General features: G+C 63.1%; 17 protein-coding genes and 1 tRNA gene. 11 read left to right on the top strand and 7 right to left on the bottom strand.

What is annotated here, in order from left to right:
- Window positions 1-55: 55 nt before the first annotated feature.
- A complete protein-coding gene (locus A5686_RS23560; RefSeq protein ID WP_067939327.1) occupies window positions 56-838 on the top strand; it encodes a cyclic nucleotide-degrading phosphodiesterase in 783 nt (260 codons plus the stop codon).
- A gap of 42 nt (window positions 839-880) precedes the next feature.
- Entirely contained in the window at window positions 881-1,660 is a 780-nt protein-coding gene (gene rph, locus A5686_RS23565) for a ribonuclease PH (protein ID WP_067939328.1), read from the top strand.
- 47 nt (window positions 1,661-1,707) lie between these two features.
- Here the strand turns inward: rph and A5686_RS23570 are convergent, their stop codons facing one another.
- Window positions 1,708-2,196: a nitroreductase family deazaflavin-dependent oxidoreductase gene (locus tag A5686_RS23570; RefSeq protein ID WP_067939332.1), complete on the bottom strand. Its 489-nt coding sequence runs from the start codon at window positions 2,194-2,196 to the stop codon at window positions 1,708-1,710.
- A gap of 163 nt (window positions 2,197-2,359) precedes the next feature.
- On the opposite strand from A5686_RS23570, the gene rdgB reads away from it, so the two are divergent.
- Entirely contained in the window at window positions 2,360-2,974 is a 615-nt protein-coding gene (rdgB, locus tag A5686_RS23575; RefSeq protein ID WP_197520678.1) for an RdgB/HAM1 family non-canonical purine NTP pyrophosphatase, read from the top strand.
- Between the two features lie 173 nt (window positions 2,975-3,147).
- Here rdgB and A5686_RS23580 read toward each other — a convergent pair whose 3' ends face one another.
- Together A5686_RS23580 and A5686_RS23585 are read right to left on the bottom strand one after the other, a co-directional pair.
- Window positions 3,148-3,498 carry a DUF3817 domain-containing protein gene (locus tag A5686_RS23580; protein ID WP_067939336.1) on the bottom strand — a complete coding sequence of 117 codons (351 nt, stop codon included), beginning with the start codon at window positions 3,496-3,498 and terminating at the stop codon, window positions 3,148-3,150.
- Complete coding sequence (locus A5686_RS23585) at window positions 3,495-3,875, bottom strand: hypothetical protein (protein WP_067939340.1); 381 nt, start codon at window positions 3,873-3,875, stop codon at window positions 3,495-3,497. The genes A5686_RS23580 and A5686_RS23585 overlap by 4 nt, the downstream gene beginning before the upstream one ends.
- A 95-nt stretch (window positions 3,876-3,970) precedes the next feature.
- Between A5686_RS23585 and A5686_RS23590 the strand changes: the two genes are divergently transcribed.
- Window positions 3,971-4,054 (top strand) — tRNA-Leu (locus A5686_RS23590).
- 971 nt (window positions 4,055-5,025) lie between these two features.
- Here A5686_RS23590 and A5686_RS23595 read toward each other — a convergent pair.
- Both A5686_RS23595 and A5686_RS23600 read right to left on the bottom strand, forming a co-directional pair.
- On the bottom strand, window positions 5,026-7,077 hold the full coding sequence (locus A5686_RS23595) for a molybdopterin-dependent oxidoreductase (protein WP_067939343.1): 2,052 nt from the start codon (window positions 7,075-7,077) through the stop codon (window positions 5,026-5,028).
- 42 nt (window positions 7,078-7,119) lie between these two features.
- Complete coding sequence (locus A5686_RS23600) at window positions 7,120-8,655, bottom strand: cytochrome P450 (protein WP_231986464.1); 1,536 nt, start codon at window positions 8,653-8,655, stop codon at window positions 7,120-7,122.
- Between the two features lie 190 nt (window positions 8,656-8,845).
- Here A5686_RS23600 and A5686_RS23605 point away from each other — a divergent pair, with 190 nt between their 5' ends.
- The 3 genes from A5686_RS23605 to A5686_RS23615 all read left to right on the top strand — a co-directional run bounded on the left by A5686_RS23605 (window position 8,846) and on the right by A5686_RS23615 (window position 11,544).
- Window positions 8,846-9,601 (top strand): SDR family oxidoreductase, encoded by a 756-nt coding sequence (locus A5686_RS23605; protein ID WP_067939351.1) that lies wholly within the window; start codon window positions 8,846-8,848, stop codon window positions 9,599-9,601.
- 135 nt (window positions 9,602-9,736) lie between these two features.
- The gene (locus A5686_RS23610) at window positions 9,737-11,245 is read left to right on the top strand and encodes a class I adenylate-forming enzyme family protein (RefSeq protein WP_067939354.1); all 1,509 of its coding nucleotides are present in this window, start codon (window positions 9,737-9,739) and stop codon (window positions 11,243-11,245) included.
- Window positions 11,242-11,544 (top strand): hypothetical protein, encoded by a 303-nt coding sequence (locus A5686_RS23615; protein WP_067939356.1) that lies wholly within the window; start codon window positions 11,242-11,244, stop codon window positions 11,542-11,544. The genes A5686_RS23610 and A5686_RS23615 overlap by 4 nt, the downstream gene beginning before the upstream one ends.
- A gap of 74 nt (window positions 11,545-11,618) precedes the next feature.
- Here A5686_RS23615 and A5686_RS23620 read toward each other — a convergent pair whose 3' ends face one another.
- Complete coding sequence (locus A5686_RS23620) at window positions 11,619-11,810, bottom strand: ferredoxin (protein WP_067939359.1); 192 nt, start codon at window positions 11,808-11,810, stop codon at window positions 11,619-11,621.
- Between the two features lie 85 nt (window positions 11,811-11,895).
- Window positions 11,896-13,095, bottom strand: coding sequence for a cytochrome P450 (locus A5686_RS23625; RefSeq protein WP_156750210.1), 1,200 nt, complete (start codon window positions 13,093-13,095; stop codon window positions 11,896-11,898).
- A 590-nt stretch (window positions 13,096-13,685) separates the two neighbouring features.
- Between A5686_RS23625 and A5686_RS23630 the strand changes: the two genes are divergently transcribed.
- The 4 genes from A5686_RS23630 to A5686_RS23645 are packed head-to-tail and all read left to right on the top strand — an operon-like array spanning window position 13,686 to window position 17,701.
- Window positions 13,686-14,957 (top strand): amidohydrolase family protein, encoded by a 1,272-nt coding sequence (locus A5686_RS23630; protein ID WP_067939362.1) that lies wholly within the window; start codon window positions 13,686-13,688, stop codon window positions 14,955-14,957.
- A gap of 28 nt (window positions 14,958-14,985) precedes the next feature.
- Window positions 14,986-16,146: an amidohydrolase family protein gene (locus tag A5686_RS23635; RefSeq protein WP_067939365.1), complete on the top strand. Its 1,161-nt coding sequence runs from the start codon at window positions 14,986-14,988 to the stop codon at window positions 16,144-16,146.
- A gap of 55 nt (window positions 16,147-16,201) precedes the next feature.
- On the top strand, window positions 16,202-17,248 hold the full coding sequence (locus A5686_RS23640) for a dihydrodipicolinate synthase family protein (RefSeq protein WP_067939368.1): 1,047 nt from the start codon (window positions 16,202-16,204) through the stop codon (window positions 17,246-17,248).
- A gap of 51 nt (window positions 17,249-17,299) precedes the next feature.
- Window positions 17,300-17,701 carry a Zn-ribbon domain-containing OB-fold protein gene (locus A5686_RS23645; RefSeq protein WP_067939370.1) on the top strand — a complete coding sequence of 134 codons (402 nt, stop codon included), beginning with the start codon at window positions 17,300-17,302 and terminating at the stop codon, window positions 17,699-17,701.
- Window positions 17,702-17,730 lie beyond the last annotated feature (29 nt).

Genomic DNA, 17,730 nt, shown 5'->3' on the forward strand with positions numbered 1-17,730 from the left:
CGTCACACCAATGCGGCGATGTTTTCGTCGCGCTCGTATCGGGCATGGCACAGTAGTGTCCGTGCGAATAACCGTGCTCGGCTGCTCGGGCAGCGTAGTCGGTCCGGATTCGCCCGCGTCGGGCTATCTGCTCCGGGCACCGGATACTCCGCCGTTGGTCATCGACTTCGGAGGTGGCGTCCTCGGCGCGCTGCAACGGTACGCCGATCCCGGTTCCGTGCACGTCCTCTTGTCCCATCTGCACGCCGACCATTGCTTGGATCTGCCCGGGCTCTTCGTGTGGCGGCGCTACCACCCGACGCGTCCGCTGGGTAAGGCGTTGCTCTACGGCCCCGGCGACACCTGGTCGCGCCTGGGCGCGGCATCGTCGCCGTACGGCGGTGAGATCGACGACTGTTCGGACATTTTCGACGTCCGTCATTGGGTCGACGGTGAGCCGGTGAACATCGGTGCGCTCACGGTGACACCGCGAGTGGTTGCTCACCCGACGGAGTCCTACGGCCTGAAGATCACCGATCGCTCTGGGGCATCGTTCGTCTACAGCGGCGACACCGGTACCTGCGATCAGCTCGTCGAGCTGGCTCGCGGGGCCGATGTCTTCCTCTGCGAGGCGTCATGGACGCACTCGCCGGAGCGTCCGCCCGCGCTGCATCTGTCGGGCACCGAGGCCGGGTTGGCCGCGGCCGAGGCCGGCGTTCACGAACTGTTGCTGACGCACATCCCGCCGTGGACCTCGCGTGAGGACGTGATCAGCGAGGCCAAGGCCGAGTTCGATGGTCCCGTGCACGCGGTGGTGTGCGGGGAGACATTCGATATCCGCCGCTCTGAGCGGGTGTGAGCTAACCGCAGCGATGCTGCATTGCCCGCTAGTGTTGGCGGCGTGACGAGACGAGAAGACGGCCGCCTTGACGATGAGCTTAGGCCCGTAGTCATCACCCGCGGTTTCACTGACCACCCCGCCGGTTCGGTATTGATCGAATTCGGTCACACCAAGGTCATGTGTACCGCGAGCGTGACCGAGGGGGTGCCGCGCTGGCGCAAGGGATCGGGACTTGGGTGGCTGACCGCGGAGTACGCGATGTTGCCGTCGGCGACCCACACCCGCTCGGACCGCGAAGCGGTCAAGGGCCGCCTGTCCGGACGCACCCAGGAGATCAGTCGGCTGATCGGGCGGTCGCTGCGTGCCTGCATCGATCTGGCGGCACTGGGTGAGAACACCATCGCCGTCGACTGCGACGTCTTGCAGGCCGACGGCGGTACCCGCACCGCGGCCATCACGGGTGCGTTCGTGGCGTTGTCCGACGCGGTGACCTATCTCGCGGCGTTGGGCAAGCTGTCTGATCCCCGCCCACTGTCCTGTGCGATCGCGGCGGTCAGCGTCGGAGTGGTCGACGGGCGGATCCGCGTCGATCTGCCGTATGAGGAGGACTCCCGCGCCGAGGTCGACATGAACGTCGTCGCGACCGACACCGGCACCCTCGTGGAGGTGCAGGGGACCGGTGAGGGAGCGACGTTCCCGCGGTCGACGCTGGACAAACTGCTCGACGTGGCGCTGGTCGCGTGCGACAAGCTGTTCGCCGCGCAGCGCGAAGCACTCCAGCTTCCGTATCCTGGCGTCCTTCCCGAGGGAGCCCCGGCGCCGAAGGCGTTCGGCAGCTGACCCGGCTGCTGGTCGCCAGCCGCACCTTGGCCTAACTGCCCCGCGGTTTACCCACCGCCGACACCGCGGCCAAGACGAGCCTCTTCCGGTCGGTCACGACTCGTTCTTTGCAGCTCGAATATCGGGATGGTGCGTGTGGTTTTTGACTGGTAATTCGCGAACGCGAACGCGGGTACGGTCGCGTTGATCTTGGGGATGATCGCCTGACGTTCGGACGAGTCGAGCTCGTGCGCGACGACGTCAAACGAGTCGGTGGCGAGTTCTACGCGGGCCCGCGGGTTGGCCCGCAGGTTGTGCACCCACCCCGGGTTGACGTCGGCGCCACCGTAACCCGCGACTATCAGCAACTTGCCGTCGATACGGAAGACCACCAGCGGCGCGACGCGCGGCTCGCCCGACTTCGCGCCCTTCGTAGTGAGTAGCAACAGCTCGTTGCCTTCGAATCGCCCACCGACCTTGCCGGCGTTGGCGCGAAACTCGTCGGTGATGTTGTTATTGAGCGCCTTGAGCGTCTCGTTATCGGGTTTTTGGCTCACTGTGGACGAAGCTACTTCGTCGCCCTGTCTATTCCTTGCGGCGTGTCGCGCTGTACGTCGTACCGGCGCTGCTTAATGCGATTCGCGCCGCCGACTCATATCTCGCAGTGCGTAACGTGGCCGGGGTGCATCGGCAACGGCCCAGACGCGTGTTTAGGAATAGATGATGACCCGCCTGCTGGTCGCCAGCCGTAACCCGAAGAAGCTGGCCGAGCTGCGCCGGGTGCTCGATGCCGCCGGTCTGACCGGATTGAGCTTGGTGTCGCTCGATGACGTTGCGCCGTTCGAGGAAGCGCCGGAGACGGGCGCGGTTTTCGAGGACAACGCCTTGGCCAAGGCCCGCGACGCGTTCGCCGCGACCGGGTTGGCTTCGATGGCCGACGACTCCGGGCTGGAGGTCGCCGCGCTCAATGGCATGCCCGGTGTGCTGTCGGCGCGCTGGTCGGGCGCGCACGGCGACGACGCGGGCAACACCGCGTTGCTGTTATCGCAATTGCGCGACGTGCCCGAGGGACGTCGCGGCGCGGCGTTCGTGTCCGCCTGTGCGCTCGTCTCTGCCGCAGGGGAGGTCGTGGTGCGCGGCGAGTGGCCCGGCAGCATTGCGCGGGAACCGCGCGGCGACGGTGGCTTTGGTTACGACCCCGTCTTCGTTCCGCAAGGGCATGACCGCACGGCAGCGGAGCTGAGCCCGAGCGAGAAGGACGCCGTCTCGCATCGCGGTCGCGCACTGAGGCTGTTGTTGCCGGCGCTGGAAAAGCTGGCTCGATCCGGGGGTTAGCTAAGTTGGCGAGGTCCGGCCGGGCGTCGTTGACTTTCGCCCCACCAGACGCGGCGGAGGGGGTTGACCTTTTGCCCGCCTTCTAGCGACAAACTCGTCTCTGCCCACCGTTGTCGCTCAGAGGTGGGCATTCGCGCTGTCACGCCCGGCGAGATCGGTGTGGCGGTGGTGACCTATAAGCCGAAACGCGCTTTGACGTCCCGGGTTTGGAAGTGTTCGACGATGATGCCGAGCAGCGGAATGGTCCCGGAAAGCAGCACACCGACCGTCTTGCCGAGCGGCCAGCGCACCTTGACCGCCAGATTGAACGCGGTCAAAACGTAGATGAAGTAGACCCAGCCGTGCACGACTTCGATCCATCGGATCTCGTGGTGAAAGACGAGGTGCGAGACGATCTCGTAGCACAACGCGATGAGCCACAGACCGGTCGTCCACGCCATGATCCGGTAGCCGAGCAACGCGGTGCGGATCTTGTCGACGGGGACTGCAGGCACTGATGATCCGGGCGTGTCCGGTGTCGTCATTGGGCTGTCCTCTTCTGCTTTTCGGCGTCTTGTGCGGCGAGCTCGGCCAGGTAGGCGTTGTACTCCCGCAGCGCGGGATCGTCGGATGACTGCGGCGCGGGCTTGGCTCGCTCGGGCAGCAACCCGGCGGGTATCTCCGTCATCGCCGTTGTGCTTCGCGGCGGTGGCGGTTTCTCTTCATAGCGGACGAACTTGCGGTACGCGTACACGCAGAACCCAGCGAACAGCGGCCATTGCAACGCATAGCCAAGGTTCTGGAACGAGCCGGAGACGGAATTGAACCTGGTCCACTGCCACCAGCCCAGGGCAAGGCATCCGCACGCCGCGACGAACACCAGCGCGATCAGCGCCGGCCTGCGACGATGCGTAGTGGACACCCCTTGACCGTACCGCTCACGATTTGGGCCCGACGAATTCATCGGGTCAGCTCGCGGCAACTTGGAACTTTGGCAAGCGATACGATCGCCACGCCGCGGGCGTGATGGAATTGGCAGACATGCCGGCTTTAGGTGCCGGTGCTCGAAAGAGCGTGAGGGTTCGAGTCCCTCCGCCCGCACTCGTTCTGTGGGTCTATGGGCTGGTGAACACCGATACGGTTCTTTGCCGGCACCGCTGCACTGCGACGCGAGACGTTTGTCCCGCCGGTTTACGCGTGAGCCAGACTTGTCTAGTGCGCTTCGAAAATTCGCATAGAGGAACATAGAGGAAAAGGTGTCGCATTGCCGGGTGTCACAACTGCCTAAGGTACTGCCGAGACCGCCGGTTGCAGCGAGTGTCGAGCTTGCGCGTTCGGTATCATTTCCGGCGGGGCTGTTCTGGCCGGGGACCACCGACGGTTGCCTGGCTGAACCGCATGCCGCCAACCAGGCCTTGCGACTTGAATCTGTTGGCTTTTGTATCAATACGTCCAGCTTGATTGGAGCGATGGACACCGCGATCGCGCGGTCACGTCGGGTATCACCACTGCACCGCGAGGACCCGAGCCGACACTTCGACGGCCTGCGTGTCTGTGGTCTTCCGCTAAAAGACACTGTCGATGCCGGCGCCGTGGGCCGACAAGGGTCAGGTTCCAAAGGTTCAGTGCCTGCGTCTGGACGCCGGACAACGGTTCGCGCCCAACTAGGCGACCGCCGATCACATTCCACCAAAGCAGGTCACCGAAGATAGCTTCGAATTGCATTTTGGCACGAACAGTCTCGGTTATTTTGCAATCGCGGGACTGCCGTCGGAGAACATGTTGACCGTCGAGGGGTCGTGAGTTGTCTTCGTCAGCAGCAACTTTCACAAGAGGGTGGTGCCATTCTCTTCGACGATCTGAATCTGTCGTCCGGGTTGCGACAGCGCGAGGCGATCCAGAGCACGCTGAGAAACCAGGCTTTGCGGCCGGAATCTGTTGACGCTTAGTTGAATAGACCGAGGAGTACCCCACGTCGGTTGCGGCCATCGTCAACCACCTGATGCTCAACAGCCAGTGCCTGCGCTTCGCGCCTAAGTAAGTCGCCGCCGTCGACTCGACGGGGGAGATAGTCAGGTGGTGATGCGCTCCACTTCGACGGGCACGGCGGTGACGCTGGGCTGGCCGGTCAGCAGATCGGGCGCGGGATCTGTCAATCGATTGACGTTCTGGCTGTGCCATCCGTGCGCGATCCAGACGGTCTCGCGGGCCATCGACGGATCCACGAGCACCTCTCCCGTCACCTCGCCGCGTCCCGTGTGCACCCGCACCCGATCTCCGGTCTCTATCGCGCGTTCCCGCGCCACGTCGGCACTGATCCGGATGCGAGGAGCTCCTTCGCCATTCGTTATCCCGTAGTGCGAGCTGTTGACACTTTCGATCGTGCGACCGTTGACCAAGCGGGGTCCGGCAACGTCGCTGCGCAACACGAGGCCGGGCAGGCGCTCGGTCAGCACGCGAGGCGCGAGCCTCCACTTCCCGCCCGGCAGCGCCTTCTCGTGAAACCACCCGTAGCGAAAGTCGACGTCGCGGCCATCGATACCCGCCTCGAAGACGGCCTCGGCGTCTGCACAAGTCAGGCGGGTAATGGCGTACATCAGCTCTCGGTCCGTCACGGTCTCGGCGTCGACTCCGGGGATCACTGACAAAATGTCGAAACCCATGCGGGACCCCACCGCGGAGAGGACCTGCCACACGTGCCGGCGTTGCGCGCCCGGTTCCACGATCGCCGTCGACACATAGGCTCGTTCGAATCCGTACTGCGGGAGGAAGCGCATGTCGTGGCGTTCGGTTTGCCAAGTGCACGGGACGACGTGTGTGGCGATCTCCGTCAGCTCCCACTCGAGGATGTCGATCACCACGAGCACCTCGAGGGTGGCGAGGGCCGCACGGAGCCGCGCTGCGTCAGGTGCGGCCCCGATTGGATCGGCTCCCACGACAATCAGCGCACGAATGTTTCCCGCCTCGATCTCGTCGACCATGGCGACGGACGGTCGCTCAGTGAAGATCTCGCCAAGTTCCGGCCGACTGGCTGGGCCCGGGCCCGTCGAGCCGCCTTCGGGCGCATGCCCTTCCCATTGCGGTCCGTCCATCATCGCGTTGTTCCCGGGCAGGAAGCGCATTCCGCCCTGGCGGTCCAGCGAGCCAGTGAGGATGCTCACTACCCAGATCAGCCAGTACGTCACTACCGCGTCGGGAGAGAAGGAAATCCCGGTGCCGGGCAGGAACGAGACTTTGCCGTGCCGCTTGATAGCGGCGAGCAGATCGAGCAGGTCCCGTTCCTCGAGTCCCGTCCGGTGCGTCGCCACCTGGAGATCAAAGGGTGCAAGCACGGTGCGCAGATTCTCGACATCGCCTGCATCGCAGGCTGTTTCGAGCTCGTCGGCGTCGAAGCCATCCCGCAGGAGCTCGCGTGCGAGCCAGGCGAAGATGAACACGTCTGACCCCGGCCGGGGCGCGAGGTGTCGATCTGCAATCCGGGCGGTGCGCGTGGCTCGTGGATCGATGACCCACACCTCGCCGCCGCGCTTGCGGAACGCGCGGACCCGGTCGTTGAAGTTGGTGGCCGGCGTTCCGACGTAGCCGCCGGACACCGACGGGTTCTGCCCGACGACGACCGTCAACGTCGAGGCCGGCTCATCGGGGACCCAAACCGGCACGGCTTGGGTGAAGCCGGTCACCAACTCAGCCGCCCGCATCAGCGGTGCCACATCGAGTGTCAGTGAACTGTAGAGCGACTTCGTGCCGACCATTCCAAAGAAGGTGTGCATCGCGAACAGCTCGTTGACGGAGAAGGTTCCCGTACCGGAGAACTTCGCAATGCTGTCGGGGCCATACTCGTCCTTCAGCCGATGCAGCTTGGTCGCCAGATCGTCGAAAAATTCGGTCCATTCGACCTCGAGACCGCCGATGCGCGGCCGGTCGATTCGGTGCGCGGCATGGTGCACCCGTGGGATGTTCCGGCCCTTTTTGCAGCTGTAGCCGTGCGATGCTGGATGGTCACGATCGGCGACGACCTTGGTGATCTGGTCGCCCTCCACTGTTGCGTACATTCCGCAGCACGCTGCGCAGAGAAAGCAGTTGAATCGCACCAGTTGAGGCGCCGTCGCCTCTTCATTGATCATGCGGGGTCACTCTCGACTTCGCGTGCTAAGAGGTTGCGGCCTTCACGAGTGGGCGTCCGCCAGATCGGCTGGGTCGGCGGCAGCGTCCCGGCGAGTCACCCGCACATTGAGTTTCGCCAGGCCCCGCAGTGTGGGATTGGTACGCCAGCCGGGCTCTCCCACGATCTCGATGCGGTCCACATGCTTGACGATCTCGCGCAGCACGGTGTGGCCCTCCAGCCGCGCCAACTGCGCGCCCAAGCACAGGTGAACCCCCGAGCCGAACGATAAGTGGCCGGTGGGGTTGCGTTCTACCCGAAACTCGTCCGGGTTTTCGAAATGACGTGGATCTCGATTCGCCGCGCCCCAGAGGAGCAACACCCGTGATCCTGCGGGGATCGTCGCCTTCTCGACCACATAGTCGGCGCGCGCCGTACGGTACAGACCTTGAATCGGCGCGTAGTACCGCAGCTGCTCTTCGATGGCGCTGGGGATCAGATCTGGGCGATCTTGAAGAAGCTGGAGCTGGTCGGGGTTGTCGGACAACGTCAGAAAGAGTGTGCCGAGCATGTTCGTCGTGGTTTCGTTGCCGGCCAGCAGCAGGAGGAAGGCGAAAAAGAACAGCTCGTCGTTGGTGAGTTTGCCGCTGTGCGCGTTGGCCACCAGTCGACCCAGCACGGTGTGCTCGTCGAGCAGTTGTCCTTGGCTCAGCTTGTTGGTGAAGTAATGGTGGAAATGGCCGATCGCCCTCATACCGGCGATCCCCTGCTTCACGCCCGAGAGCGACATGTTCGCGTTGGCCAGGCGTACAGTTTCGTTGGACCAATCCTTGAAGGCCGCCAAATCGTCGTCGGCGATGCCGAGGATGTGCGCAATCACAGCCGTAGGCAATGGCTCGGCGAGCGTATGTACAACGTCCACTTGACGATTCGCGAACAGCGGGGCGGTGTGGTCGACTGCGAGTTGTTCGACCATGGCTTGCCACGACTCCAACGCGCCACGGGTAAAGGCGGGCTGGGCTTGCTTGCGCATTGCGGTGTGTCGGGGAGGATCCACCGTCAGCAGCGACGGCGAGCGCATGCGGTTGTAAGAAATACCGTCAGCGCTCGACAACACATGAGAGGCTCGGGCACCAGCGCGTACGTGCTCGTAGCGACTCAGAATGTAGATGCCTCTGCGCGGGTTGAATAGAACGGGCCCGCGTGACAGGAGCTCACGGTAGTGGGGATAGGGGTCCGCCGTCGTCGCCGGATCGAGCGGATCGAAGTCTGTGATTTCGACGCCGCTGGGAATCGGCCGCCTGCGAGCCGCACGCACGACGCCGTTAGCCATGTCGTCGAGGAAGCCCATGGCAAGGCTGGGCCCGTACATTTTGAGGAATCGCAACTGCGATCGGATGGGCATGGTGGTCAAGCCTAGAACGGCCCCTGCAGGCTGTAAATATCTAAACATCATAGACTTTGTGCCGTTTCGCTTGCGATACATTCCAAGCCAATGCCGTTGTCGCAGGAAATAGGTGCGCTCGTAGCAAGTCGGCGCGGGCTTTTCGATTACGTTCAGGACGCTGAAGCGGCTCGGCCGGAGCTGAGACAATGCCACGGACAGAACGTTATCGACGACATTCGCGCGGTATCTGGAGGGCAAGGTCTCAAGCGGTTGTAGGCGTTTGCTTGACTTATTTATCTGAATTAGGAAAATAGCAATGAGCGCTCAGAGCTGATCTCCGGCCTGAACGGAGCACGTATCCGCGATGTCGCCCGACGTCGGTTTGCAACGGAGGAGCGAGTAGGTGCCGAACTGGGGTCAGGACCTGGAAGGGGTCCGCACACTGGTCGTTGGCGCGTCCTCCGGAATCGGTGAGGCGGTGGCGGTCGCGGCGCATGCCCGAGGGGCCCGCGTGTGTGTGGCCGCTCGCCGCTTCGACCGGTTGAAACGGCTGTCCAAGGCTCTTGGTGGATCGGCGCACGAGCTCGATGTGTCCGACCCTGCAGCGGTTGAAGAAGTGCTCAGGGCCGTCGATACCCGCCTCGGCGGGCTCGATGCCCTCGTATATACCAGTGCTGTTGTTCCGTTCGCCCGTATTGAGGAGACGGACTCCACCACCTGGATGCACGCATTCGCTGTCAATGCCGTCGGCGCATCTCACGTGATGCGAGCGGCCGCGCCCTACTTCGCCCGTGGCGCCGTCGCCCTAGTCACCTCTAGCCACGAGACTGGACGTCCGCGGGTAGGGGTTGCAGCATATAACGCGAGTAAGGCTGCTCTCGATGAGATTTGGCGTTCATGGGGGGTAGAGCACCCTTCGGTGAACGTGGTCCGGGTGAACCTCGGCCCTACGAATGGGACCGAAATTTTGCGAGGAGCCGACCAGGATCTGCTTGCCGACCTCAATAACACGTGGGCACAGCAGGGAATCACATCCGAGTCGGTATGCGACGTCGTTGACGTCGCCAACACTTTGCTGTCGCTGATCGCAAACGCTCGACGCACGCCGTCGGTCCGAATCGAGACAGTCCATATCGTGCCGCGTCCCAGGGCCGAGTAGCCGAGCACTGCGCCGACATGATAAGCGGGAATCCACAATGGTTCTGAGACCCTACGGCGGTACCGTCGTTCATTGTCAGGCCAGTGACGGCTGCCGAGCCGGCACTGACGTTCCCAGTGCTGGTCCGGTGCGACTATGAGCATTTCGCTGTTGTTGGAGATGGCGTCGTCGGCGGATCCGGACCGGACGGCTGTGGTGTCCGATGGCTTTCGGCTGACGGTGGCGGAGTTGAGCGATTTGGCCGACGGTGGAGCAGGTGCCATCGCGTCCTCAGGCGCCGAGCATGTCGCTTATCTCGGCGCCGGCGGGGCGATGCTGCCGCTGCTCTTGTTCGCCTCGGCGCGGGCTGCGATGCCGATAACCCCACTGAACTACCGACTTTCCGCCGATGGTCTGCGTACCCTCATCGGTCGGCTCGCCGAACCACTGGTGATAGTCGACGACGAGTACCGAGACATGATCGGCGCAGCCGGCAAGCAGGTGCTGTCATCGGCCGAGTTCCTGCACGCTGCACGCAGCGCCGAACCCTCTGCTGAGTTCGCCGATCCGGAAGCGGTTGCGGTCGTGCTGTTCACGTCGGGCACAACATCAGCCCCGAAAGCAGTTGAGCTGACCCACAATAATCTGACCAGCTACATCACCGGCGCGGTGGAGTTTGGCTCAGCCGATCGCGATGACGCGGCGCTGATCTGCGTGCCGCCGTACCACATCGCCGGCGTCTCAGCTGCACTGTCGAACCTCTACGCGGGCCGGAAGATGGTTTATCTGACCAACTTCGATGCACATGCCTGGGTCAGGCTCGTGGGCGAGGAAGGGGTTACGTCAGCGACGGTGGTGCCAACGATGCTCGATCGGATCGTCGCCGTGCTCGAAGAGTCTGCCGGAAAGGGGCCGACGTTGCCCACTTTACGGACCCTGGCCTACGGCGGTTCAAAGGTTGCCGCGCCGCTGGTGCGCAAGGCACTTTCGTTGCTACCCGAGGTTGGATTCGTCAACGCCTACGGGCTCACCGAAACCAGCTCCACGATCGCTGTTCTCACACCCGACGACCATCGGGTAGCGCTTGCATCCGATGATCCGGCAGCCGTGCGTCGGCTCGGTTCGGTAGGTCAACCGGTGCCAAGTGTCGAGGTGCAGATCCGCGGTGAGGACGGCACGGTGCTCGGCGCCGGTGAGGTGGGTGAGCTCTTCGTCAGGGGCGAGCAGGTGTCGGGCCGCTACACAGGCGTCGGTTCCGTACTCGACGAATACGGCTGGTTTCCGACCAGGGACGTGGCCTACCTCGACGAGGAGGGCTACCTATTCATCGGGGGGCGTTCGGATGACACGATCATTCGAGGCGGCGAGAACATTGCCCCGGCCGAAATCGAGGAGATCCTCGTCGAGCATCCACGCGTGCGCGACTGCGCGGTGGTGGGCGCCGACGATTCCGAGTGGGGTCAGATCATCGTCGCCGTCGTGGTGCCCACCTCAGGTGCCACACCCGACGTGGAGGACCTGCGCTCCTACGTTCGCCAGCAGCTTCGCGGGTCACGGACCCCGGACAAGGTCGTCTTCCGCGACGAACTGCCCACCAATGCGACCGGCAAGGTGCTACGGCGCGATCTCGTCAGCGAGCTGAATTTCAGTAAGGAGCCTGCATGATCAAGAACGGAACGCGTCTACAGAGTCAGGTATGCGACACCCAGGTGATCGTGGTGCGTAGCGCCGACAGTCTCGATGACCTTCGAGCCGGCGGTGTACCGATGGTCCCCGTTGGCACCGAGGCCGCCGCGGGCGTGACTTTCGACCCCGAGTTCTCGGCAGGCACGCTCATGGGCAAGCGCTACATCGATGACACCGGCGCCGAGGTGCTCGTCACCAAGGCGGGCAACGGTTCGCTGTCGATCGGAACCATCCCCTTGGTCATCAAGGAAGCCAAACCGCTGCCCGCCAGCGACTGACTGCGTGGGTCTGCGCCAAACCCTCGCGTCGCTCACGGGCCGTTTCGAACCCCTTGTGCCCCTTGAGACCTGACTCAATCGCGGATTTGAATAGCCTGCTTAGGACAGGCGTGAGCTGCTGCTTGCACCTTCTTGCGCAGTGCCTCGTCAGGCTGCTCTTGCAGGACTTTCAGAGTATCGTCGGGTTGCATTTCGAACACTTCTGGCGCCTCGGTCGCGCACATGGCGTTACTTTCGCAGATTTCCCAATCCACAACGACTTTCACAGCTGCCTCACCCTACCCTTCACCATGAGCGTGGTTTCAAAAGCCGGTAACCCGGCTTATCGTGAGAACGGGAAATTGGCATGTCTCATAAGGTGATCGGTACAGAACTCCAGCCGCGGACGGTGCTTGTGTGCACCTGTACCGCAGCGGACATGTCGGCGTCCCATTCAGGGAAGCGGCGCACCGTTTCCTGCAGCGCAATTCGACCCTCGAGTCTGGCCAGTGCGGCCCCAAGGCAGTAGTGGGCTCCGATCCCAAAGGCGACGTGCTGCTTGGGTTCTCGGGTGATGTCGAATTTATCTGCGTTCGGATACTGGCGCTCGTCGCGACCGGCCGACCCGGTCAATAATAGTACCTTGGACTCCGCGGGAATCACCGTCCCGTGCATTTCCACCTCGTCGAGCGTCCACCGGCCTTGTACAGGTGACGGCGCCTCATAGCGCAGCAGCTCCTCGACGGCTCCCGGGATGCGGCTGTGGTCCTCGACCATCAAGCGGAGCTGGTCGCGGTGCTTGGGGAATGTGACTGCAGCCCAACCCAGAAGTCGTGCAACGGTTTCGGTGCCTGCGGTGACGAGCAGACCTCCGAAGTCGGCGGCCTCGTTGTCTGTCAGCTTTCGGGTGACACCCTGTTCATCGGTCAGCTCGGTCTGGGTCAGGGCGGTAAACAGGTCGTCTTTGGGATTGTTGCGTCGCTCCTTGAGCGCGTCGAGGATGTAGCCCATCACCCACATGCGCGCATTGATGGAGATCTCGTTGATCATCCCGGCCTGCGGGTCGATGTGGAAGATCTCGTCGATCTTGAGCCGGACCTCTTCGCTATCGGACTCCGGCACGCCGAGCATGGACGAGATGACCATCGAGGGCAGTTGCTGGGCGAAGTCGGTGACGTAGTCGAAGCCGGCACTTCCGAGGTGGGGGTCGAGCAGTCTGCCGCAGAGGGCGCGGATTCGGTCCTCCATCTCTGAGGTCCGCTTTGGAGTAAACGCTCGGGAGATCAGCGCTCGCAGCGCAGTGTGCGAAGGCGGGTCCATGAAGATGAGTACTTCCAACTCACCGAAGTCGTTACCCATGTACTCGAGCACCGTGCCATGAGAGGACGAGAACGTCTTGGTGTTGCAGGAGGCGGCCTGCACGTCGGCGAAGCGGCTCAGTGCCCAGAAATCGTGCTTGTCGTTGCGGTACACGGGGAATTCATCGCGCAATCGCCGCCACACGGCATGCGGGTTTTTGTCGAGCTCGGCGTCGTACGGATCCCAGTAAATCTCGTCAACTGCTGCGACCACGTGCACTCCCCTCGTGTCTGTTCAGTTCGGTGCCGCCGTCTGGCGTTGGATGTGTAACGCCGCGCCACAGCACCCTCCCACGAACCATTCCTTCTCGCCGGTGGACGCGCGCTCTTGCGGGTAAAAGCCGAAGGTGGGTTGATGGAGATTATAATAGGCGACTAAAAAAGTCAATGTCGTGGGAATTTGGGAGGATTGAGGTCGGTTGCCCGGTGACGGCGCGATGCACGGGGACGCCCTTAAAGCCGACGGAGCAGGTCGAATCTTGACCCGGGGGCGTTGGCGCAGGCAGAGGGCCGGCGCCATGGACATAGGGTCGGCTGAGCTAGGCCTTCCGCCGATACTCGACAGACTTCCCGAATTGGTATAAAAAAGAGGCGGTCGTTTGGTTTCCGCTCGACATGCGGGCCGGGATGGGGTTGTGGAGTGACTTTTGGCGCGCGAACCCATGGTGGCGCGGTCGCAGGCGGCTTGCCGACTTTGAGTGCCGCTCCCAACGTCCGACTGCGCAGGCGGCCCGGGAGCGGACGGCGACCAAACACCTTTGAGCCATCTCGGCTTTCTAATGCCACACCCGACAGGAGCTTCCCATGGAATTGAACGACATGATCATGGTCAGCATCGACGACCACTACATCGAACCGCCCGACATGTACGACAAGCACGTGCCCGAGAAGTACAGGGACCAGGCGCCCAAGCTTGTCCGCAACGAGCACGGCATCGACGAGTGGGTGTTCCAGGGCGACAAGGCCTCAACGCTGTTAGGGCTGGGCGCGACCGTCGGTTGGCCCAAGAACGAGTGGGGCTTCAACGCGGGCAGTCTGTCGGAACTGCGGCCGGGCTGTTTCGATGTGCATGCGCGGGTGCGCGACATGGACGCCAACGGCATGCTGGCGTCGCTCAACTTTCCGACGATGGCGGGTTTCAACGCGCGGACGTTCGCCGAAGCGCCCGACAAGCCGTTGGCGTACATCATGCTGCAGGCATACAACGATTGGGTCGTCGACGAATGGTGCGCTGAGTACCCGGGACGATTCATCCCACAGGGCGTCGTGCCCATGTGGGACGTCGAGCTGGCGGCCGCAGAGGTGCACCGGATGGGCAAGAAGGGCCACAAAGCGATGTCCTTCCTGGAGACCCCGCATACCAAGGGGTACCCGAGCTTTCTGTCCGGCTACTGGGATCCGATGCTCAAGGCGCTGTGCGACGAAAACATGGTGCTCTGCCTGCACATCGGTGCCGGCTATGACGTCATTCAGAGTCCTAAGGAAGCGCCGGTCGACCACATGATGGTGCTCGCCTGCCAAATCAGCGCAATCACGGCGCAAGATCTGCTCTTCGGTCCCACATTGCGAAACTTCCCCGACCTGAAGGTTGCGCTGTCCGAGGGCGGAATCGGGTGGATTCCGTTCTACATGGATCGGATCGATCGCCACGTCGATAACCAATCCTGGCTCGACCATGGCAACGACTTCAACGGCAAGAAGCCGTCCGAGATCTTTCGCGAGCACATCCTGGCTTGCTACATCACCGATCCTGCCGGTCTCAAGCTCCGCGATCGGATCGGTATCGACAACATCGCCTGGGAGTGCGACTACCCGCACACCGACACCACCTGGCCCTATTCACCCGAGCTGGCCTGGGGTGAATTCATGGACGCCGGCTGCACGCCAGACGAGATCAACAAGATCACTTTCGAGAACGCGTGCCGGTTCTTCGACTGGGATCCGTTCAAGTACACCCCGCGCGAGGAGGCCACCGTCGGCGCGCTTCGCGCCAGGGCCACCGACGTCGACGTGAGCCGGATGCCGCGTGCCGAGTGGAAGAAGCAAAACGAGGCCGCCGGCATCGGCGTCTGGTGACCGCGACCGACTTCTGAGAGGAACAAACATGACGAACGTCGTGGCGCCCCAGGCGCCGCATACCGACGACTCGATTGCCTCGATCGGATTCATCTCGGCGGATTCGCACGTCAACGAACCGCGCGACCTTTGGTCGTCGAATCTGCCTGCGTCGCTGAAGGATCAGGCCATGCGAGGGCTCGCGTCCTCGGGTGACGGTGGCTGGAGTCTCATCATGGACGGCCAGCACGCGTTCCAGAAGGACATGCAGGCCGAAGAGGACCGGCTGGCGGTCCTCAAGCCCGAGAAGCGACTTGAGGTCATGCGTGAAGACGGCGTCGCCGGCGAGTGCATCTTCCCGACCATCGCCCTTCAGGTCTGGATGCTGGAGAGCCCCGAAGGCGGTCAGGCCAGTTGCCGCATCTACAACGACTACATCTACGATCAATTGCACCGGCACTCGCCCCGGTTCTGCTGTGCCGGCATCGTGCCAACCTGGACCCCCGAGATGGCGGTCGCGGAGGTCGAGCGCATCGCCGAGATCGGTCTGGGCGCCATTATGCTTCCGGCGCTGGCGAACCCGATGTGGAATCACCGGCAATGGGGTCCGATGTGGGACGCGATCGAGCGGACCGGCCTTCCGGTGGCCATGCACCAGGGCACCGGGCACCCCATGAGGGCCTTCCGCGGTCCCGGCGCCACGGTCGCCAACAACCTCTATATCCAGTCGATGGCTCCCCAGGTCGCCACCCTGCTTGCAACCTCCGGAGTGCTCGCCGACCATCCGGGGATCCACGTGGTGCTCGTGGAGTACAACGTCGGGTGGATGGCGTGGGCGAACGAGGCCATGGACAACTCCGACATCGCCTTTCGCCGCTACGACGAGTTCGTGTCCTACGGCGGCCAGAAGGGCCAGCCGTCGGTCTATCCCGACCTGGAGCACCCGCCCAGCTACTACGCAAAGCGTCAGGTGCACTCCACGTTCGCGAGAGACACCGTGGGAATCGGCAACATCGCGCATACCGGCCCGTCAATGCTGATGTTCGGCAACGATTATCCCCACGAAGAAGGGACGTATCCCCACTCGCGCGAGATCGTCGCCGAGCAGGCCAAGCTGATTCCGGACCCGGCGATCGCCCGAAAGGTGTTCCGCGAGAACGCTCTCGAGGTCTTCAAGTTCGACCCCGCGGAAGTCACACCTCTCGTCTGAAACGTCGACGGCAAGCAGTTGCCCAATAGAGCTCTGGGATCAGAGGAGGTACATCATGGTCGCGGCACGCGATGCGCAACAGTGGGTGAAGGACGGCGGCTTACACGGAATCGGAGACTCGCTCTTCACACCATTCTGCGGTAAAGACGGCGACGAGATCGATTGGAATTCCTACCGCACACTCGTTCGCTACTGCATCGGCGACCTCGGTCACAACATGCTCTGGCTGACCAGCGGATGCGCCGAATGGTGGGCGTTGACACTCGACGAGCGCAAACGACTCCTCGAGGTCGCCGTGGCGGAGGCGCGCGCGATCAATCCGGCAGTGGTGATCCAGGCCTGCACGACTGCCGAGTGCGCCAAGGACGTGGTCGACTTGACGCTGCACGCTCAGGAGAACGGCGCCGACATCGCCTTCATCCAAACGCCGACGATGGAGGTGCACGGCGGCGAGGGGGTAAAGCGATTCTTCCAATATGTCGCCGACCGGACGGACATCGCGTTGGGGATGTTCAACAGCAATTCGTCGGGATACGTCATGACGGGCGAGGAGATGGCGGCTGTCCATCACGCGGTCCCCGCGGTAGTGGCCGTCAAGGAAGGCGTAATGGACAGCACGGTGAACACCACGGTGCTGCACGCGCTCGCTCCAGACATCGCCATCTGGGAGTGCGACACGTTGGTCTACGAGGCGGGCTGGTTGCAACAAGGCATCGTTTGTTCCGGACAACTCGGGAACATCGCGTGGCTCTACGAGAGCGCGGACAACAAGTGGTTCAGCGCGTACTGGCAACTGATCTGGGACGGCAAGCTGGACGAGGCGCGCGCCCACCGCGGCGCCAATGTTGGCGGAATGCCGTTGTCGCCGAAGTTCGGCGAGTACCCGGGCAGGCCAGGCTATCTCACGCATTGGGGTGAGGTGGTGAAGGTTGCGGCGAGCACGATTGGCCTGCCTGTAGGCGACTACCCGTACTCGCGTCCGCCCCAGGCGCTGCTCGGCGAAGCGGGGCGCAAGGAGATCGCCGATCTCTTCGAGGCCGCCGGACTGGCGGGAGTAGCACTGAAGAGCTCCGCCGTTACCGGGACGCTCGAACATGCATAACGGATCGATGAATATGCGGCCACGGCATGGCCGGGGGGAAGTAGGCGCCGCATGACCGCACTTGTGCCGCTGGTGGACTATTTGGTGCTTGGTGACGATCCGCACTTGGTGACGCACAAATGCACGTCGTGTGGTGCACAGTTCTTTGATCATCGCAACGCTTGTGCCGGTTGCGGCGGAACGACATTCGAGAGTGCAAGGGTGTCGCAGACCGGCATACTAAGGACATTCACGATTGTCAACTTCGCTATGCCAGGGGTTCCCGTTCCGTTCGTTGCCGGCGTCATCGACTGTGATGGCACCAGCGTGCGGGGGAACGTGATCAACGTCGACCCCCACCCCGACCACGTCAAGACCGGGATGAAGCTCCGGTTAGCGACGTATTCGATCGGGAAGGACGGAGAGGGCGTCGAGGCGATCGGCTTCGGCTTCGAGCCTGTCGATGCGGCGTAATCACATACTGCTGTCCCCTTAAGAGCTGA

It is taken from the genome of Mycobacterium sp. E2479 (genome assembly GCF_001667925.1).
Lineage (GTDB): Bacteria > Actinomycetota > Actinomycetes > Mycobacteriales > Mycobacteriaceae > Mycobacterium.